The sequence below is a fragment of the Prevotella multiformis genome (assembly GCF_018127985.1).
Lineage (GTDB): Bacteria > Bacteroidota > Bacteroidia > Bacteroidales > Bacteroidaceae > Prevotella > Prevotella multiformis.
Map to the genome: position 1 here is coordinate 172,617 of NZ_CP072358.1, position 18,213 is coordinate 190,829.

Sequence of the window (18,213 nt, forward strand, 5' to 3'; positions counted from 1 at the left end):
CTGTCCAAAATCAGATGGTCTTGCAAAAGAAGATAGACTGCAAGATAAAATGCTGAAAAGACAAATAGATACGATGTCTGCCCATCAGTATGTCTTTCCGTCTTCTACAAACAACTTGTTCCCATATCATCGGCGCTTGTAAACATTTTTATGCAGTTCAAAACTGACACATGCTCTTCAGGCTTCTAAAAGATGCCTGATTGACTTGCAACAAGTGCTCATTTAGCGTGTTACTAACGCCCTTTTGCCCCCCAATCAAGCACCTTTTTGGAATGACTTGATAACCGGCTGATTGACTGCCGGTTACAGACTTGGTTTTTGCACATGTTTATTATATTTGCAGATGATTCGTTTGAAATTATGTAATGGTTTTTCAAAATCTTATCTGTATTTCAACGTATTAAAATGAAAAGGTCTTTGTATCGGAGGATGATAACAGGATAGACAGTTGACGGTCTTGGCTATATTTTTTAATGGATAACTCTGTTTCTTCCGTTAGTAAGGCTATACGAAAAGTATCCACGCATTTAATGGAAGAATCTTTTTTATTCTTAGTCTCATCAATCTATTGTTTATAAACTTTCTTCTATCGTCTTGTATCAAATCCCCCCATCGGACTGTCTCTGTTGAATTTGTGCGGCATACCTAAGTTGGCATGCTATTCAAATCTTACACATCTTATATAAGGCTTACTTATTTCTGGGTGTTTAATGTCATAATTTACTGCTATCGTATCTCCACTTTTGATCGAATTAAAAGCTCCTGTTCGTTTTTCAGAACCTTTGAATTCTTTTCCATTGACTCTGTATGTATAAGAAAAGTAGGGACGGTAATGAGCGTAATACAAGTCCTCTATTATTCCAAAAGTCACAGAGGGGTTTTTCGTGATTTCATTATTTTCCCATACGTGGTAAATTGGAATTGCAAGAAAGGCCAAAAGGGCAAAGCATGATATGATTTTATTTTCTTTTTTCATTGATGCCTTCTAATATTTAAAATTTTACTCTTGTGCTGTCTTGCTTCGTTTGATTCCTCACAACTTCTCGTGAGGGAGATGGATGATAATTAAAAGCGTCTCATAGATAGCCGGTTGTGTATGAGCTGTTGCGACCGTAGACGTTGTTAAACAATCCTGTACCGATACGGCTGGTGTACTTGTCACATCTCTCCATCCTCCGTAACAGTAGCTTTAAAACCTCTGTATAGCTAAAAGCGTTATTCATCTAAACAATAAAATATCGAATAGACAGCCGTAGGTTTTAGTCTCATAGACAAGATGTCGTTTTTTGATAAGTTGCTTACTGATTCCGCCTCCTTAAGAATAACGAATTCCTTTTCTTCCAACATCTTTTTTAAGGTAAAAGACAGACTTTTCCCCCCCCTTTCAGAGCTATGCCGATGTATTTTATAAAAATAATATCACCCGAAAAATAGTAACAAGATATTAATTGACCACGACTATTCTTTGGATAATAAAAAGCACCTGCGGAATGTACAAGAGTACCATCATATCCATATTCAAGATCAGATAAATAGAGATCTCTTTTATAAATACCTCTTTGTGCATCCAAAGCAAAATCCATATTAATAAATTTCCGATATTCCAAAGTGTCTAAAGGATTGGTCCATTTACGAATCTTAGAGTTATCTTCTATCCTCATATAGAACGGATAAGTTTTCCCTTTTATCGAAATCGTATGCCCTTTACGTATATAACATAATCCGTTAGAGGATAACTCGTAATACCCTTTTATAATCGCTTTTTCTACATGGATGGATTTAAAAGTAGTCTGCGCATTAAGCACTATTGCGGGTATCAGAAAGAGGACAGCCCATACCGTTTTATTTCTGCATTTCATAATTCCCGTTTAGATGAATATTTACTGTTTACTCTAGAAGAATGATTATCAGGAACTGCTTGTAATATCAGTCCAATGCCATATGATAACTCCTGTGGATTTATGAAATATTTTACCGTGGAGTCCTTATGCCTCCCTCTATTAAACTCTGTTCTGACAAATCTTCTGCAAGCATTTATTCAGAACCGCCACTGTCAATGTAAGACTTAAAGTATTCAATACCATTTCAAATAGATTTTTCTCTACTTCACTATGGAAGATTAACTCACTCGAAAAAATCTGATTAATCCGTAAGCAATTGCAATAATACCAGCTTCATAGCCACCAATATGCCATGAATATTCAATCGTAAGACCAGGGGAAGGCTTGTTCTTGTCACGATATGTAAAAATGAAGAAAACAACACCAAACAATATTGCGCAAATCCCATGATATTCATCAACAAGTATAGCTATTACGGCTAATATCACCATGAGACATCCAGTACACAAAGAAAAGAAACTTAAAGGTTTTATCGATCGTATTCCATTCTTTGCTATACGATATACAATGATGGCACCTGCAACAAGGGATAATGAATCCCAAATATAATCACAATACATCATATTAATTTCCGTTTTGCTTACTTCCTATATTCTCTTTTTTTCGATAAGTTTATCTGTTAGCCGTTCTACACCAGACAGCTTCAAATTTACACCTTGTTTTATCACTTCAGTTCCTAAATCAAATCCTTCTTCACCAATTTTCTTGCCATAATCTGGAAGGACTTTGTTTAACCCCATACCGACTAATTTTCCTGCAAGCACATAGAAACCTCCTTTTCCTGCATTAAAATAATCACCATTTGCAAAATCAAGAAGAATTTCGCCTAAACTGCCTACGCCAGAAACACCTTCTCCGATTCCTGCTAATGGTGCCCCAATTTCTGCTCCTGCCCCCGTCAGAGTCTGTCCATATCCTGCTAATGCTGCTCCATCAACAACATCCTGCATTCCTTTGACAAAATCAGTGCTAAATTTATAATGAAGTGTAATTTCAAATCCATTACTAGATCCCTCATAGGTACTATACGTATATCTAAATTGAGGATTAGAGGTGTTGTAGGCGTGATTATCTGTGATGTAAGACATGTAGCCGAGGTGATCACCGTGATAGAAGAATGTTTCTTCACGTGTCGTGTCGTTAGGGACGTAAGCCGTAATCGGCCTGCGGATCGTCGGGACCGATCGGTCATCCCGAGAGACCAAGGGGGCGGGATGGGGGAGATTGAAGATGCGGGAACAGAATCAAAATCCGGGGGACGTAACTTCCCTTCTGTGATGTTCATCACAGTATAGGGAAATTCTTCTCCATCACAAACCGACCTCCACCGTAAGGATCTATACCCGCAGACGTCCCATGTCATGTGTTATGTTGTGGATACACCGTTGCAAAGCCTGTCCTCTCCAAAGTTTTACAGAGGAACGCACACACCCGTGGCAAACCACTTTCAAGAGCAAATATACAACTTTATTTTGTAAATACACTATTGAACGGATTGAAAACAAAGATTAGCCCTATCCATTCATTCTGCATCCTGTTTTCCAGCTTTCTGGTTAGGTCCTGATATGTTCTTCTTTGTTCTGTTTTGTTTTTGATTTCATCTGCTGTCACTTTTCATATTCAGCCTAACCGGATTTCTATCATCAGGTTAAGCAAATCTCGAAAGTGACAGAAGTGACAGCAGACTTGGAAAAGCATTTTCCAGTCTTTCCTGTTGGCAGTACTGATCTTCTTGCATTTCACTATTGGCGGCTCCTGACCGTCAGCAGATTGGAAGCGTGTGTGCCCTCAACACACTTGATGTCGACCGCAAACACAACCGGTGCCGGGCATCGGCACATCGGCAGGAGGTGGAAAGAGTTGCATGCCAGTCCATACAACACATACTCGTAAGAGACGGATTCCAGACTCATCTGGCGAGTGGCTGCTGTACGGCAATACCCGGGAAAGAAAGGGAAGACTGGGAATCGATGAAAGTCGGGGGGATAAGGCATGTTTTGAAAAAGCAAGTCGGTCTGTCGTTGACAGGGTGGAGAGTCGTCTATATTTGTGCTTTCTTATGCGGGATTTCCTGCTTTCCCATTCTGCTGCATCCTTCCCTGTGTCCTTTCAAGAAGGAAGCAGGGGCTGATCGCCTGAAAAGCAAAAAAAATCATGGATAATTCCAGAATCTGCCAAAAAGGCAATGGGCGTTGATGAAGCGCATTAAGCAATTCATCAACGCCCATCTATTATCAGGCATTCTGAAAAATCTATGTCGGTCTGTGTCTGTCGTTGATAAGGATATTGCCGACTTAAGCCCCTTCGAACTCCCGGAGGAAGCGGGTGTCGTTCTCGGAGAAGAGGCGGAGGTCGCTGACACGGTACTTGAGGTTGGCGATGCGCTCGACACCCATGCCGAAAGCGTAGCCGGTATAGATGCTGGAGTCGATGCCGCAGGCCTCAAGGTCGTGCGGGTCGACCATACCGCAGCCGAGAATCTCCACCCAGCCGGTGTGTTTGCAGAAGCCGCATCCCTCGCCGCCGCAGATATTGCAGCTGATGTCCATCTCGGCACTCGGCTCGGTGAATGGGAAGTAACTCGGGCGGAGGCGTATCTTCGTGCCGGCACCGAACATTTCACGGGCAAAGGTGAGTAGCACCTGCTTGAGGTCGGTGAAGCTGACGTTCCTGTCTACATAGAGCCCTTCTACCTGATGGAAGAAGCAGTGGGCGCGTGCCGAAATCGCCTCGTTGCGGTAGACGCGGCCCGGACAGAGCACGCGGATCGGCGGCTTGTGGGTAGACATATAATGTGCCTCGTCGTTGGAAGTATGGCTGCGGAGAAGCACGTTCTTCGTCACGTCCATCGTATTGCTGCGTTCGATGAAGAAGGTGTCCTGCATATCGCGCGCCGGATGGTCGGCGGCGAAGTTCAGCATGGTGAACACGTGCTGGTCGTCGTCAATCTCCGGACCCTGATAGAGCGTGAAGCCCATCCGTGCGAAGATGTCGATGATTTCGTTCTTGACAAGTGTCAGCGGATGCCGTGTACCCAGGCTGATGGGGTAGGCGGTGCGTGTAAGGTCGATGTCGTCGCTCTGTGCCTCGCTGGTCTCGAGCTGGTCCTTCAGCTCGTTGATTCTGTTCTGTGCGAGCTGCTTGAGTTCGTTGATTTTCATGCCGACGGCCTTCTTCTGGTCGGCCGCCACATTCCGGAACTCACCCATCAATGCGTTGATTTCGCCTTTCTTGCTGAGGTATTTCAGTCGGAGCTGTTCCACGTCGCCGGCATTCTGTGCCGTAAGTGCGCTCACTTCCTTGAGAAGTTCTTCTATCTTGTCTAATAGCATACTGCTTGGTTATTTTCCTGCAAAGGTACGATTTATAATCGGAACGGAGAAATTACCCTGATATAAATTTATGTTTTTCCTGTCTTATTAGAAATAAATATCGTACATTTGCAGGAAATTTGAGACGAATAAAACGAGCGTATGAGAAAAGCATTTTTACTTGTTGTATGTGTCTGTGTGGCCATGATGGCGGTCACCACAGGCTGTTCTAACAGGAAGGTTGAAGCGGTAGACAGTTCCAGTACGGATTCTGCCATGGCGGCGGACAGTGACACCGCTGATACCGTCGACTCTGCCACGGAGGTGATTGCCTCCACGCCGATGCCGAAGGCGGCCGACCAGCTGTTCGATGACTTCTTCTTCAATTTCATTGCCAACAGGAAGCTGCAGCGCAGCCGCATCAAGTTCCCGCTGCCGGTTGTCAACGGCGGGAAGACATCAGAGCTGACGCGCAGCCAGTGGAAGACCGACCATTTCTTCCGGCCGCAGGGATATTACACGCTGATTTTCGACAACGAGAAGCAGATGAAGTATCCGAAGGCAACAGACCTGGACAGTGTGATTGTCGAAAAGATCCACTTGAGGAAAAGAACCGTGGAACAGTACTGGTTCGACCATCAGGATGGGAAATGGAAGCTGAACAAAATCTGTACTATCGGTTTCAAGCAGAGCTATAACGCTTCATTCTTCACTTTCCTTTCCCGCTTCTTTGCCGACAGCGGCAGGGGCTTCGTGAAGAATCCGCTGGCCTATTCAGGACCCGATCCCAATGGCGAGGAGGTCGCAACCATCAATACCACCATCCCTGCCGGGGAGTGGTCGTCGTTCCTTCCGGAAGTACCGGGCGAGATGATTTACAATATCCTCTATGGCCAGAAGTACTCGGAGTCGGACCGCAAGATTCTTACTTTCCGCGGACTGGCCAATGGAGCGGAGACGCAGCTGTTCTTCAGACGGCACGGAAAGGACTGGCGGCTGGAGAAGATCGTCGCTTATTGACGGGAAGGCCCTCTGCCTGATCATCGGTAGCGGGTCTTTCTTTAGCATATATCCAACTTTACAATGCCTGTTGCTTATGAAAAGTGAACGTCAGAAAGCCTTGGATGGTGAGTTCTTTAATGCTGTCGACCCGGAATTGCAGCAGATAATATTACGTACGAAACGCTTATTGCGTAAGTTGAACGATTGCGACTATGCCGACCATGAAGGCAAGCGCAGGATTTTTGAGCAGCTGTTTGGCTCTGTCGGTGAGCCGGTTCATATCGATGTTGATTTTCATTGTGAGTATGGTGTCAATATCCACTTGGGCGACTGGGTCGTTATCAATATGAACTGTACGTTTGTAGACAATAACCGTATTGACATCGGCAATCATGTTCTCATCGCTTCAGACGTGAAAATCTATACAGCCGCGCATCCTGTCACTGCCGGGGAACGGATGATTCCCGGCGGAGGGTGGAATATCTATGCCCGACCTGTCAAGATAGAAGACGGTGCGTGGATTGGCGGCGGAGCCATCCTCCTGCCCGGTGTGACGATAGGTCGTAATGCCGTGATAGGCGCAGGAGCAGTGGTGACAAAGGACATACCTGCCAATGCTGTTGCTGTCGGCAGTCCGGCAAGGGTCATCAGATACCAGGAAGAATAGTTCCTTGTTATAAGTTATGAACAGAAACAAAGGCAACGCCAAAACGGAATAAGTTAAAATGAAGATAGAGTGTGACTATAGTCTGTTAGAGCATAACACGTTCGGTATTGATGCAAAGTGCCGGCGTTTCGTTGAATACGAGTCCGTGGAGGAGGCACAGGAGGCTGTGTGTTCCCTGAAGGAAGAAGATCATCCGTTGCTGATACTCGGCGGCGGCAGCAACCTGTTGCTTACGGAAGACTATAAGGGGACGGTACTCCATTCGGGTATCTCGTTTATAGAAGACGTGGGCGGCGGGCGTGTACGTTGTGGGTCGGGTTACGTGTGGGACGACTTCGTAGCGTATTGTGTTTCCCATGGGCTTTACGGTGCAGAGAACCTTTCGATCATCCCCGGTGAGTGCGGTGCGAGTGCCGTACAGAACATCGGGGCGTACGGTGCGGAAGCCAAGGGCCTGATAGAAGAGGTAGAGGCTGTGGAGATTGCCACAGGCAGGGTGCGTCACTTCAAGAATGCGGACTGCGGGTACAGCTACCGTCAGAGCCGCTTCAAGCATGAGTGGCGCAACAAGTACCTCATTACGTCGGTGACCTACCGTCTTTCCAGCACCTACAGGCCCAGGCTCGATTACGGCAATATACGCACGGCACTGGCAGAACGGGGTATTGCACACCCGACGGCAGACGAGCTGCGACAGACGATTATCGCCATCCGTAATGCCAAGCTTCCCGACCCCAAGGTGACGGGGAATGCGGGCAGCTTCTTTATGAATCCCATCGTCTCCAAGGAGAAATACGATGAACTGGCGGCGCAGTACGAGCGTATGCCTCACTATACAATAGACAGTACGCACGAGAAGATTCCTGCCGGATGGATGATCGAACAGTGTGGATGGAAGGGCAGGTCGCTCGGCCGTGCCGGTGTCTACGATAAGCAGGCACTGGTGCTGGTCAACCTCGGGGGTGCTGCCGGGGCCGATGTTGTCCGTCTCTTTGAAGCCATACAGCATGACGTAAAGGAGAAGTTCGGTATTGAGATACATCCGGAAGTGAATGTGGTGTGACCTCCCCCTGACCCTCCGAAGGGAGGGAAGTGCCTGGCGGAAGCAAGTCCCCTGACCGTCCAAAGAGAGAAGAAGGGCTGATGGGGGCAAAGTCCCCCTCCATCTTTGTAGGAGGGAGGGAGCAATGTCTGTGACTTGCCGGATGGAAGGATTCTTCTTGGTGCCAGAGTATATATATGGAGGACGGATCATATAAAATAAGGTGTGTCATGCGTAATAACGAACGCCTCAGGGTGATGGGAGTATTACGGTGACAGCGGCTTTTATTTCAAAAACGACATATCTTTTGGACAGACAGCAATCTTCGACCGGTACACAGTCCGTCAGACCCTCCCTTCCTTTCGGAGGGGGCGGGGATGGCTTCTCCTCTTCTTCGGAAGAAGCGGGGGGCACCTTGACTTTCCTGGGCACAGGTACTTCCAACGGCGTACCCGTCCTGGGCTGCACCTGCGAAGTCTGCAAGAGCAGTGACCCGCATGACAGCCGGCTGCGCACTTCAGCCCTTCTGGAGACCGCACAGACGCGGGTCATCATCGACTGCGGACCCGACTTCCGGCAGCAGATGCTGCCGCAGCCATTCCGGAAGATAGACGGACTGCTGATAACACACATCCACTACGACCATGTGGGCGGCATCGACGACGTACGTCCCTATTGCAGGTTAGGCGACATAGATGTCTATGCCAATGCCGACACCTGTGCCGGACTGCGGCATAATTTCCCCTACTGTTTTGCCGAACACCTTTATCCCGGTGTTCCCAAACTGAACCTGCATGCCCTTCCACCTCATTCCCATATACGGATCGGCGACATAGAGGTGGGGCCTGTCAACGTGATGCACGGCAGGCTGCCCATCTTCGGCTATCGTTTCGGGAAGCTCGCCTACATAACGGACATGAAGACGATGGACGATGCCGAGCTTCCTTATCTCGAAGGGGTCGAGACCCTCGTGGTGAACGCACTTCGCTGGGAGCGGCCGCATCATTCGCACCAGCTGATACCGGAAGCCGTCGAGTTCAGCAGGCGGATAGGTGCCAGACGTACTTATCTTACCCATCTCACCCATCAGGTCGGATTGCATGAGGAGGCGCAGCGACGGCTTCCCGACGGTGTGTTCCTTGCCTATGACGGGTTGAGAATCAAGGTGTAGTCGCCCGGACGGATTTTTTTTCCTGTTCACACATCGGCCACAGAATGCTATAAAACACCTCAGAGATGTTAATGCTGTGAGAAAGGCAGAAGCTGATACAGGAGAAGCAAGCCCGTCAGGATGCAGTACCTGATCCATCAGGATGGGATGGGACGACTGTCCGATGGAACTTGGTGGGATGGGCCGGCCGAGTTCTTTTTCTATCGTATGTCATGTCCTTTGACACGTTTTTTCTTCTTAACCTATCGGGAGATACCGCACGAAGATACAAGGGACGGCCAGTTTGATTTGAGAGGGGCAAATCGGCAATGTGGAATTTGGATGCAAACCTTATAATTTGCCTGCGATAGTTTGTTATCTCATGCTTTTTTACTATCTTTGCGGGCGAAATGAAAAAGGGGCTGTTCTATATCGTACTGTTGTTCTTCCTGTCCGTCTTCGATGCGACGGCAGGGGGACGGCCGGTAGTATATGCTGACAGTGTCCAGGTCTCTCTCTTGACCTGTTCTCCGGGTGAAGAAGTCTGGGCGCAGTATGGACATACCGCAATCCGTTATCTTGACAGGAAGAGCGGGGAGGATATAGCCGTCAACTATGGCATCTTCTCCCAGGACCAGCCTTATTTTATTCCTCGTTTTATCCTCGGACTGACCGACTACCGCATGGGAGTCGAGCCGATGGATATGTTTCTCGCACAGTACCGTTACGAGGGGAGGGGTGTCATAGAACAGGTGCTGAACCTGTCGGCGGAAGACAAGCAGGCTATCCACAGTGCCTTGCTGGAGAACATGAAGCCCGAGAATGTCGTCTATCGCTATAATTTCTTCTACGACAACTGTACGACGAGGGCGCGCGACATGCTTGTCAATCACCTGCATGGGAAGGTCACCTATCCGGTCGCTGACAAGCCGGAAACGTTCCGTTCGATGTTGCACAGGTGGAACCATGATTACGAATGGTCGCAGTTCGGGGAAGATCTGTTGCTTGGTGTGGATGCCGACCGCAAGACAACAAAGGCCGAGCAGCAGTTCCTTCCGGACAACCTAAGGTGTGACTTCGAAAAAGCTACCTATAACGGCAGGCCTCTTGTAGCGGAGACGCATACCCTGCTGCCTCCACAGAAGAAAGACATCGAGAGCGGTTTCCCACTTTCCCCGTTGTCCGTCTCCCTCCTGTTCGTTCTCCTCTGCGTCGTGATGATGACGTTCAGCAACCTTAAACGGCAGTTGTATTGGGGCTGGGATGCCTTCCTTATGCTTGTGTCGGGCCTGTTGGGAATGATCTATTTCATCATGCTTTTCTCCCAGCACCCCTGTGTAAGCCTGAATGTGATCATCTTCTTCTTCAATCCGCTTCCACTCTTTTTCCTTTACAGTACTGTCAAAAAGAAGAGAGATACTTGGTGGAAGATATGGAGCATCCTCATTGTCTTAGGGTTCGCCGGTTGTCTTTTCCAGCGTGTCTCCGTACCGGTATTGATTGTGGCATTGTTCTTGCTGCTGCATTGCATATTACATTTACGAATAAGCCGTTCGCTCAAGCGCGTGGCTCAAAGAGAGAAGGCACATGAATAAGTATATCACCGCTTTACTTGTCGTTCTGGCGGCAACAGGGGTCGAGGCGCAGGGCTGTCAGTCTGTGCTGAAGATCGCGTTGGGTGATGTCAACATTGAAGACCTCTGTCACCAGCAGGCCTTCAAAGGTGTCGGACAGGATCTTCTCTCCGTCCTCGAAGCCTTTAAACAGATCAAGGAAGGCGAAGAAGTCGATCCGGCACAGAGCAAATTGGTCTATACCGCGGACCGCCCTGAAGGGCTTTTAGCAGCGTCAACATCTTATTCACATATTCATCAGGAGCAGCAGCTCTTTCTTCCCAATCCCTCCTTGACGACGGGGATTCAAATCCGTGCCCCCAGTCTGGTATCTTGATTTAAACAGGACGGGGCCATCGTGTCCGCCTGTTTGCATGAAGATAAATTGTCCAGAGGAAGAACCACCTCTTTTTTTAATCAAACATCCGATAAGTACGTCGCAGGCTGAGACTTTGTTCCAGCAGGGCTGTAATGTCTTTGCCCAGACAGTATCTCGTTCTCGGATTTCCGGTTATGTGGGAATCCTGTTCCCGACTATGTGGGAATCTTATTCCCAACCGTATGGGAATCTTATTCCCAGCCCTTGGGACACTTGTTCCCGACCGTTGGGAACACCTTTCCCGACCACAGGGACACATCGTGACCAGACGATAGTGGAACGGGAGGGAAGATGGTACTGACAGTCAGTGTACTGTCGGATGAAATAAAATTTATAGTAGAAATGAATTTCAATAAGATATTAAAAGCGATTTTCGGTGACAAGTCAGCACGTGACATGAAGTTGATCCAGCCTTATGTGGATAAGGTCAAGGCGGTATATCCGGAGATCAAGGCGCTCAGCAACGATGAGCTGCGTGCCAAGACAAAGGAGATACAGAAATATGTGCAGGATGCTGCCAGGGAGCAGCGTGAGCAGATAGCAGAGCTGCGTGCAAAGATCGAGGAGACCCCGATTGACGAGCGTGAGGAAATCTTCAACCAGATTGACAAGCTGGACAAGGAGGCCCTCGACAACTACGAGACGGCACTCAACGAGGTGATGCCGGTCGCCTTCTCCATCGTGAAGGATACGGCACGCCGTTTCTCGGAGAACGAGGAAACGGTTGTCACGGCAACCGACTTCGACCGTGAACTGGCAGCTGACCCTGCCAAGGACTTCATCACGATCGATGGCGACAAGGCCATTTACCACAACCACTGGACAGCCGGCGGCAACGACCTGAAGTGGGAGATGGTACACTATGACGTACAGATCTTCGGCGGTGTCGTCCTGCATCAGGGCAAGATCGCCGAGATGGCGACAGGCGAGGGCAAGACCCTCGTTGCCACCCTTCCGGTGTTTCTCAATGCGCTCACCGGCAACGGTGTCCACGTCGTAACCGTCAACGACTATCTGGCAAAGCGTGACTCCGAGTGGATGGGGCCGCTCTATATGTTCAACGGACTGTCCGTCGACTGTATCGACAAGCACCAGCCGAACTCGCCGGCACGCCGCAAGGCCTATCAGGCAGACATCACCTTCGGTACGAACAACGAGTTCGGATTCGATTACCTGCGTGACAACATGGCCGTGTCGCCGGCCGACCTCGTACAGCGTCAGCACAACTATGCCATCGTCGATGAGGTCGACTCGGTGCTGATCGACGATGCCCGCACGCCGCTCATCATCAGCGGTCCTGTGCCCAAGGGCGACGACCAGATGTTCGAGGAGTTCCAGCCCCTGGTACAGAGTCTTTATGAGGTGCAGCGCAAACAGGCTACCGAACTCCTGTCGGAGGCCCGTCACAAGCTGGCAGAAGCACAGAAGAATGCCGGCGACAAGGCTGCTTCCCAGAAGCTGCAGGAAGAGGGCTTCCTTGCTCTTTACCGCTCGTTCAAGGCCCTGCCGAAGAACAAGGCACTCATCAAGTTCCTTTCCGAAGAAGGCATCAAGGCCGGCATGCTGAAGACGGAAGAGTTCTACATGGCCAACAACAACCGTGAAATGCCGAAGGCCGTCGAACCGCTCTACTTCGTTACGGACGAGAAGATGAACTCCTGCGACCTTACCGACAAGGGTACGGCATGGCTCGCCAACCAGGTGAAGGACGACCAGCTCTTTGTCCTGCCGGATATTACGACGGAGCTTTCCGCACTCGAGAAACAGAAAGACGACAAGGTGATTGACGAGCAGACCTACATCGACCGGAAGGATGCCATGATGGCGCATTACGGCGTGCAGAGCGAACGTGTACACACCTTGCAGCAGCTCTTGAAAGCCTATACCATGTTCAACAAGGATGACGAGTATGTCGTCCTGAACGGTGAGGTCAAGATCGTCGACGAGCAGACAGGACGTATCATGGAAGGCCGCCGCTGGAGCGACGGCCTGCATCAGGCGGTTGAGGCAAAGGAACACGTGAAAGTGGAGGCTGCCACGCAGACGTTCGCTACCATTACGCTGCAGAACTACTTCCGTATGTACCACAAGCTCGCCGGCATGACCGGTACGGCTTCCACGGAGGCCGGTGAGTTCTGGGACATCTACAAGCTGGACGTCGTCGAGATTCCCACCAACCGTCCTGTCATCCGCAAGGATATGGAGGACCGTGTCTACAAGACGGCCCGCGAGAAGTATGCCGCCGTCATCGACGAGGTGGAAACCATGCGGAACCAGGGCCGCCCCTGTCTTGTCGGTACGACTTCCGTCGAGATCAGTGAGCTGCTGAGCAAGATGCTCACGATGCGCAAGATTCCGCACCAGGTGCTGAATGCCAAGCAGCACCTGAAGGAGGCGCAGATTGTTGCCGAGGCCGGACGGTCGGTGAATGGTCTCGGTGCAGTGACGATTGCCACCAATATGGCCGGCCGTGGTACCGACATCAAGCTGACAAAGGAAGTCAAGGATGCCGGAGGTCTGGCCATCATCGGCACTGAGCGGCACGAGAGCCGCCGTGTAGACCGCCAGCTTCGTGGTCGTGCCGGCCGTCAGGGCGACCCCGGTTCATCCGTATTCTATGTGTCGCTTGAGGACAAGCTGATGCGTCTCTTCGGCTCGGAACGTATCGCCAAGGTGATGGACCGGCTGGGCTTCGAAGACGGCGAACGCATTGAAAGTTCGATGATTTCCAACAGCATCGAGCGTGCGCAGAAGAAGGTCGAGGAGAACAACTTCGGTATCCGTAAGCGGCTGCTGGAGTATGATGATGTCATGAACAAGCAGCGTACCGTCATCTACGAGAAGCGTCGTCATGCGCTGATGGGCGAGCGTATCGGTATGGACATCTCGAACATCATCTGGGACCGCTGTGTGAACATCATCGAAAAGAACGACTACGAAGGCTGCAAGGAAGAGTTCCTGAAGATTCTGACGATAGAGTGTCCGTTCACAGAGAACGAGTTCATGAACGTTGACCATGACGAGCTGGCGGAACGCAGCTTCCAGCAGGCCATGGAGGCTTTCATGCGCAAGACCGAGCGCATCCAGACCGTCGCATGGCCTGTCATCAAGCAGGTCTATGAAAACCAGGGAGCCATGTACGAACGCATCATGGTGCCCGTCACTGACGGCAAGCGTGTCTACAACATTCCCTGCGACCTGAAGGAGGCCTATGAGAGCGAGGGCAAGTCGGTCGTCAAACAGTTCGAGAAGGTCATCCTGCTCCATATCATTGACGACGACTGGAAGGAGAACCTCCGCCAGCTGGATGACCTGCGGCATTCCGTCCAGAACGCTTCTTACGAGCAGAAAGATCCGCTGCTCATCTTCAAACTGGAGAGCGTGAAGCTGTGGGACAACATGATCGACGACATGAACAACCGTACGGCGAGTGTGCTCATGCGCGGTCAGATTCCAGAGATGCAGCCGGCCGAGGAGGTGCAGGAGGCTGCCCCGGAGCAGCGTTCACAGCGTTACAATGAAGAGAAGGTAGACCTTGACGATCCCGGTCAGACGGCTGCCGCACGGCAGGATACCCGTGAGGGAGCGCAGCAGGCACGCCACACTCCTTACCGTGCAGACAAGATGCCGCGTCCTAACGACCCATGCCCCTGCGGCAGCGGCAAGAAGTTCAAGAACTGTCATGGTCGAAATATCCGTTAGTCAACTGATAAAGAAATTCGGGGATAAGACGGCAGTCTTTATCCCCGAATTCTGCTTTCCGGCGGGTGAAATCATCGGCCTTGTCGGTAATAACGGTGCAGGGAAAACGACACTGTTCCGCCTTATTCTGAATCTCGTCAAGGCAGATAGCGGCAAGGTGTTTTTCAATGTAATGGATAATTCCTCCGTGCCACGACACGGAAAAGACAGCGAGACCGCACAGCGCATCTCTCATCTTGACGAAGCGTGGAAACAGTATGTTGCCGCTTATCTGGAAGAAGGTTTCCTCATCGATTTCCTTACGCCGAGGGAGTACTTTACCTTTATTGCCAAAGCAAACGGCATAGAGAAGCAAGATGTTGAGGGACTTCTGGAAGATTACAGGCCCTTTCTCGGTGACGAGATCCTCGGCCGGCAGAAATATATCCGAGAGTTTTCTGCCGGTAATAAGCAGAAGATCGGTATTGCAGCCGCCTTGCTGCCTTCTCCGCAGTTTGTGATTCTTGACGAGCCTTTCAATTTTCTTGATCCGAGCAGTCAGAATCATTTGAAAACCTTGCTGTTGGAATATAAGAAACGCTGCCATGCGTCGATCCTCCTCTCCAGCCATAACCTTCATCATACGACGGATATAAGCGACAGGATTGTATTGATGGAGGACGGCTTCGTCATAAAGAACATTTCCGAGAGAACGGATGGGGCGATAAAGGAACTGGAAGACTATTTCCTGTAGAACATGGTTCTGTGGAAAATTCTGCAACCTGTGTACAGGCAGAGACGGCTTGAGGATGTGTCGATACTCAAAACCCGGAAAGTTTCCTTTTCTGTTGACAGTCTCAATCCCTCATAAATATAAAGACAACCGCTGCCATTGAGCCATCAGCTCTTTGGCAGCGGTTGTTCTTTACAACCAATAGACAGCCGTCTTGGGCTGGAATCGGGTTTTTACACATCCTCGCTTTATCCGCAATGGATTTTGCGCCGAACGGTATAGAGTTCCTTTGCCATCCCGTGGAACGATCGGTCAGGCCAGCTCTGACAGTTCCAGCCACCGGAGTTCCATTTCGTCTAATTGCTCTTTCAAAAGGGGAAGCCGCTTGCTTTTTTCGGTGAGTTCTTCCACAGACAGTCTGCCTGAACAGAGGGCTTCTTCAAGCTGTTTCTGCTCTGCTTCCAGCTGAGAGATCTTGTCTGAGAGCTGCTCGTATTCACGTTTCTCCTTGAAAGACATCTTCCGTTTCGCATGGTTGCGGTACTCCTTTCCGGCTGTCTCCTCCGTCTGTTTCTTTGATTTGAGGTTTTTCTGCTGCTCTTCCTCCTGGGATTTCATCTTCTGGAAATCACGGTACTGAGTGTAGTTGCCGGGGAAATCCTGAATTTCACCCTCTCCCTTGAACACGAGGAGATGGTCTACAACCTTGTCCATGAAGTAACGGTCATGCGACACGACGATGACGCAGCCGGGGAAGTCCTGCAGGTATTCTTCAAGTATCTGCAAGGTCTGGATGTCCAGATCGTTGGTAGGCTCGTCCAGCACGAGGAAGTTCGGATTCTTCATCAGTACGGTACACAGATACAGCTTGCGTTTTTCTCCACCCGACAGCTTATACACATAGTTGTGCTGTTCCTCCGGGGAGAAGAGGAAGTAGTTGAGGAACTGCGATGCCGTCATGTGCCTTCCGCCGCCCAGGTCTATGTAGTCGGCAATGTCCGTGATGATGTCGATTACCTTCTGGTCTTCACGGAACTGCAGTCCTTCCTGTGAGAAGTAGCCGAAGCGGACCGTCTCCCCGATGTCGAACCTGCCGCTGTCCGGTGCTGTCTTGCCGAGGAGCATCTTGACGAAAGTGGATTTTCCGGTTCCGTTGTTCCCGACGATTCCCATCTTCTCAAACCGTGAGAAGTTATAATAGAAATTGTCGAGGATGATTTTGTCATCAAACTTCTTTGAGACATACTGGCACTCGAAGATTTTACTTCCGATATACACGCTGGAGGACTTCAGGCGTATCTGTCTTTCTTCAATCCGCTGTTTGGCTTTTGCCTGTAGCTCGTAGAAGGCTTCTTCACGGTAGCGTGCTTTGTGCCCGCGTGCCTGCGGCATACGGCGCATCCACTCCAGCTCAGTCCGGTACAGGTTGTTGGCACGTGCTATCTCGGCCCTTGTGTTGTCGATGCGTTCCTGCCGTTTTTCCAGATAATAGGAGTAATTGCCCCGATAGGTGTAGAGGGTCTGGTTGTCCAGTTCCAGGATGGTATTGCATACGTTGTCAAGGAAATAGCGGTCGTGCGTAACCATGAAAATGGTCTTGTTCCCACGGGATAGACAGCCTTCGAGCCATTCGATCATCTCCAGGTCGAGATGGTTTGTCGGTTCGTCGAGAATGAGGAAGTCGGGCTCCAGAATCAGCACGTTTGCCAGTGCGACACGTTTCTGCTGCCCGCCGCTCAGCTGTCCCATCGGCTGTTCCAGATCGTGAAGCTTCAGCATGGTAAGTATCTGCTTCGCTTTCAGGATGCGCTCCGGGTTTCCCTTATGATTGAAGCACGCATCCAGTACGCTCTCTTCCGGGTCGAACTTCGGGCTTTGTTCGAGCATTCCCACACGCAGGTCGTTACGATAGATGATCGAACCGCTATCATAACTCTCCTTGCCCGTGAGGATGGAGAGCAGGGTGGACTTCCCCGTACCGTTCTGTGCCACGAGCCCGATGTGCTGCCCTTCTGCAATGGAAAAGGAAATGTCTTTGAAGAGAACCTGTGCACCGAAACTTTTTGTCAGGTGCTGCACATCAAGATAAGGAATCTGCGCCATGCTCCTATTCTAATGTATTGTTGATTTGTTCGATATAGTCCAGCACCTCCTCTTTCCCTGCTTTCGTCTCTGCGGAAGTAATGAAGTAGGGTGGGAGTGCCTCCCATCTGTCTTCCAGTTTCTTCATCCACAGCAGGGCATTCGATTTCGCTTTGGAAGGCGACAGCTTGTCGGCTTTCGTGAAGATGATGGAGAAAGGAATGTTGCTTTCTCCCAGCCAGTCGACAAATTCACGGTCGATCTTCTGTTGCTCATGCCGGATGTCTATCAGTACAAATACATTGACAAGCTGTTTGCGCTGCAGGATGTATTGTGCGATCATCTGCTCCAGCTTGTTTCTCACCGTCTTGGAGTTTTTGGCATAGCCATATCCCGGGAGGTCGACCAGATACCACTCGTTATTGATGATGAAGTGGTTGATGAGCAGTGTCTTGCCCGGTTTGGCCGAGGTCTTTGCCAGTCCTTTGTGGTTGCAGAGCATGTTGATAAGACTTGACTTGCCTACGTTCGACCGCCCGATAAAGGCATATTCAGCTTTGGTGTCTGACGGGCATCTTGCTATTGACGGCGAAGATATGGTGAATTCTGATTTCTTAATGATCATAGTGCAGTTTATGTGTCTGTAAATTAC

The 18,213-nt window shown here is 49.8% G+C and carries 16 protein-coding genes; 8 read left to right on the plus strand and 8 right to left on the minus strand.

Annotated features, from left to right (window positions below; translation table 11 throughout):
- Positions 1-658 precede the first annotated feature (658 nt).
- From J4864_RS07085 to pheS, 6 genes are all read right to left on the minus strand, one after another.
- Entirely contained in the window at positions 659-976 is a 318-nt protein-coding gene (locus J4864_RS07085) for a hypothetical protein (protein WP_211815103.1), read from the minus strand.
- A gap of 376 nt (positions 977-1,352) precedes the next feature.
- Positions 1,353-1,661, minus strand: a complete 309-nt coding sequence (locus tag J4864_RS11805; RefSeq protein ID WP_246479499.1) for a hypothetical protein — start codon at positions 1,659-1,661, stop codon at positions 1,353-1,355.
- 458 nt (positions 1,662-2,119) lie between these two features.
- Positions 2,120-2,464 (minus strand): hypothetical protein, encoded by a 345-nt coding sequence (locus J4864_RS07095; RefSeq protein WP_211815104.1) that lies wholly within the window; start codon positions 2,462-2,464, stop codon positions 2,120-2,122.
- A 24-nt stretch (positions 2,465-2,488) separates the two neighbouring features.
- Positions 2,489-2,989 carry a hypothetical protein gene (locus J4864_RS07100; protein ID WP_211815105.1) on the minus strand — a complete coding sequence of 167 codons (501 nt, stop codon included), beginning with the start codon at positions 2,987-2,989 and terminating at the stop codon, positions 2,489-2,491.
- Between the two features lie 654 nt (positions 2,990-3,643).
- A complete protein-coding gene (locus J4864_RS07105) occupies positions 3,644-3,814 on the minus strand; it encodes a hypothetical protein (RefSeq protein ID WP_211815106.1) in 171 nt (56 codons plus the stop codon).
- A 381-nt stretch (positions 3,815-4,195) separates the two neighbouring features.
- The gene (gene pheS / locus J4864_RS07110) at positions 4,196-5,233 is read right to left on the minus strand and encodes a phenylalanine--tRNA ligase subunit alpha (protein ID WP_211815107.1); all 1,038 of its coding nucleotides are present in this window, start codon (positions 5,231-5,233) and stop codon (positions 4,196-4,198) included.
- 141 nt (positions 5,234-5,374) lie between these two features.
- Here pheS and J4864_RS07115 point away from each other — a divergent pair, with 141 nt between their 5' ends.
- The 8 genes from J4864_RS07115 to J4864_RS07150 all read left to right on the plus strand — a co-directional run bounded on the left by J4864_RS07115 (position 5,375) and on the right by J4864_RS07150 (position 15,500).
- On the plus strand, positions 5,375-6,232 hold the full coding sequence (locus tag J4864_RS07115; RefSeq protein ID WP_211815108.1) for a DUF4348 domain-containing protein: 858 nt from the start codon (positions 5,375-5,377) through the stop codon (positions 6,230-6,232).
- 76 nt (positions 6,233-6,308) lie between these two features.
- Positions 6,309-6,881 carry a sugar O-acetyltransferase gene (locus tag J4864_RS07120; RefSeq protein ID WP_007366409.1) on the plus strand — a complete coding sequence of 191 codons (573 nt, stop codon included), beginning with the start codon at positions 6,309-6,311 and terminating at the stop codon, positions 6,879-6,881.
- A 58-nt stretch (positions 6,882-6,939) separates the two neighbouring features.
- The gene (murB, locus tag J4864_RS07125) at positions 6,940-7,944 is read left to right on the plus strand and encodes a UDP-N-acetylmuramate dehydrogenase (protein WP_211815109.1); all 1,005 of its coding nucleotides are present in this window, start codon (positions 6,940-6,942) and stop codon (positions 7,942-7,944) included.
- Positions 7,945-8,338: 394 nt separating this feature from the next.
- A complete protein-coding gene (locus J4864_RS07130) occupies positions 8,339-9,094 on the plus strand; it encodes an MBL fold metallo-hydrolase (protein ID WP_211815384.1) in 756 nt (251 codons plus the stop codon).
- Between the two features lie 389 nt (positions 9,095-9,483).
- A complete protein-coding gene (locus tag J4864_RS07135; RefSeq protein ID WP_211815110.1) occupies positions 9,484-10,668 on the plus strand; it encodes an Lnb N-terminal periplasmic domain-containing protein in 1,185 nt (394 codons plus the stop codon).
- Positions 10,661-11,023 carry a hypothetical protein gene (locus J4864_RS07140; RefSeq protein WP_211815111.1) on the plus strand — a complete coding sequence of 121 codons (363 nt, stop codon included), beginning with the start codon at positions 10,661-10,663 and terminating at the stop codon, positions 11,021-11,023. The genes J4864_RS07135 and J4864_RS07140 overlap by 8 nt, the downstream gene beginning before the upstream one ends.
- Positions 11,024-11,407: 384 nt before the next feature.
- Positions 11,408-14,767: a preprotein translocase subunit SecA gene (secA, locus tag J4864_RS07145; RefSeq protein ID WP_211815112.1), complete on the plus strand. Its 3,360-nt coding sequence runs from the start codon at positions 11,408-11,410 to the stop codon at positions 14,765-14,767.
- Positions 14,748-15,500, plus strand: a complete 753-nt coding sequence (locus J4864_RS07150) for an ABC transporter ATP-binding protein (protein ID WP_211815113.1) — start codon at positions 14,748-14,750, stop codon at positions 15,498-15,500. Before secA ends, J4864_RS07150 begins: the two co-directional genes overlap by 20 nt.
- Positions 15,501-15,791: 291 nt before the next feature.
- Here J4864_RS07150 and J4864_RS07155 read toward each other — a convergent pair whose 3' ends face one another.
- Together J4864_RS07155 and yihA are read right to left on the minus strand one after the other, a co-directional pair.
- On the minus strand, positions 15,792-17,582 hold the full coding sequence (locus J4864_RS07155) for an ABC-F family ATP-binding cassette domain-containing protein (RefSeq protein ID WP_211815114.1): 1,791 nt from the start codon (positions 17,580-17,582) through the stop codon (positions 15,792-15,794).
- Between the two features lie 4 nt (positions 17,583-17,586).
- A complete protein-coding gene (gene yihA / locus J4864_RS07160) occupies positions 17,587-18,186 on the minus strand; it encodes a ribosome biogenesis GTP-binding protein YihA/YsxC (RefSeq protein ID WP_007366400.1) in 600 nt (199 codons plus the stop codon).
- Between the last annotated feature and the right edge of the window lie 27 nt (positions 18,187-18,213).

What these genes read in the sequence shown, in the direction of transcription:
- J4864_RS07085 (WP_211815103.1), bottom strand. Translation starts at nt 976, where the DNA reads ATGAAAAAAGAAAATAAAATCATATCATGCTTTGCCCTTTTGGCCTTT.
- J4864_RS11805 (WP_246479499.1), bottom strand. Translation starts at nt 1,661, where the DNA reads ATGAGGATAGAAGATAACTCTAAGATTCGTAAATGGACCAATCCTTTA.
- J4864_RS07095 (WP_211815104.1), bottom strand. Translation starts at nt 2,464, where the DNA reads ATGATGTATTGTGATTATATTTGGGATTCATTATCCCTTGTTGCAGGT.
- J4864_RS07100 (WP_211815105.1), bottom strand. Translation starts at nt 2,989, where the DNA reads ATGTCTTACATCACAGATAATCACGCCTACAACACCTCTAATCCTCAA.
- J4864_RS07105 (WP_211815106.1), bottom strand. Translation starts at nt 3,814, where the DNA reads ATGAGTCTGGAATCCGTCTCTTACGAGTATGTGTTGTATGGACTGGCA.
- pheS (WP_211815107.1), bottom strand. Translation starts at nt 5,233, where the DNA reads ATGCTATTAGACAAGATAGAAGAACTTCTCAAGGAAGTGAGCGCACTT.
- J4864_RS07115 (WP_211815108.1), top strand. Translation starts at nt 5,375, where the DNA reads ATGAGAAAAGCATTTTTACTTGTTGTATGTGTCTGTGTGGCCATGATG.
- J4864_RS07120 (WP_007366409.1), top strand. Translation starts at nt 6,309, where the DNA reads ATGAAAAGTGAACGTCAGAAAGCCTTGGATGGTGAGTTCTTTAATGCT.
- murB (WP_211815109.1), top strand. Translation starts at nt 6,940, where the DNA reads ATGAAGATAGAGTGTGACTATAGTCTGTTAGAGCATAACACGTTCGGT.
- J4864_RS07135 (WP_211815110.1), top strand. Translation starts at nt 9,484, where the DNA reads ATGAAAAAGGGGCTGTTCTATATCGTACTGTTGTTCTTCCTGTCCGTC.
- J4864_RS07140 (WP_211815111.1), top strand. Translation starts at nt 10,661, where the DNA reads ATGAATAAGTATATCACCGCTTTACTTGTCGTTCTGGCGGCAACAGGG.
- secA (WP_211815112.1), top strand. Translation starts at nt 11,408, where the DNA reads ATGAATTTCAATAAGATATTAAAAGCGATTTTCGGTGACAAGTCAGCA.
- J4864_RS07150 (WP_211815113.1), top strand. Translation starts at nt 14,748, where the DNA reads ATGGTCGAAATATCCGTTAGTCAACTGATAAAGAAATTCGGGGATAAG.
- J4864_RS07155 (WP_211815114.1), bottom strand. Translation starts at nt 17,582, where the DNA reads ATGGCGCAGATTCCTTATCTTGATGTGCAGCACCTGACAAAAAGTTTC.
- yihA (WP_007366400.1), bottom strand. Translation starts at nt 18,186, where the DNA reads ATGATCATTAAGAAATCAGAATTCACCATATCTTCGCCGTCAATAGCA.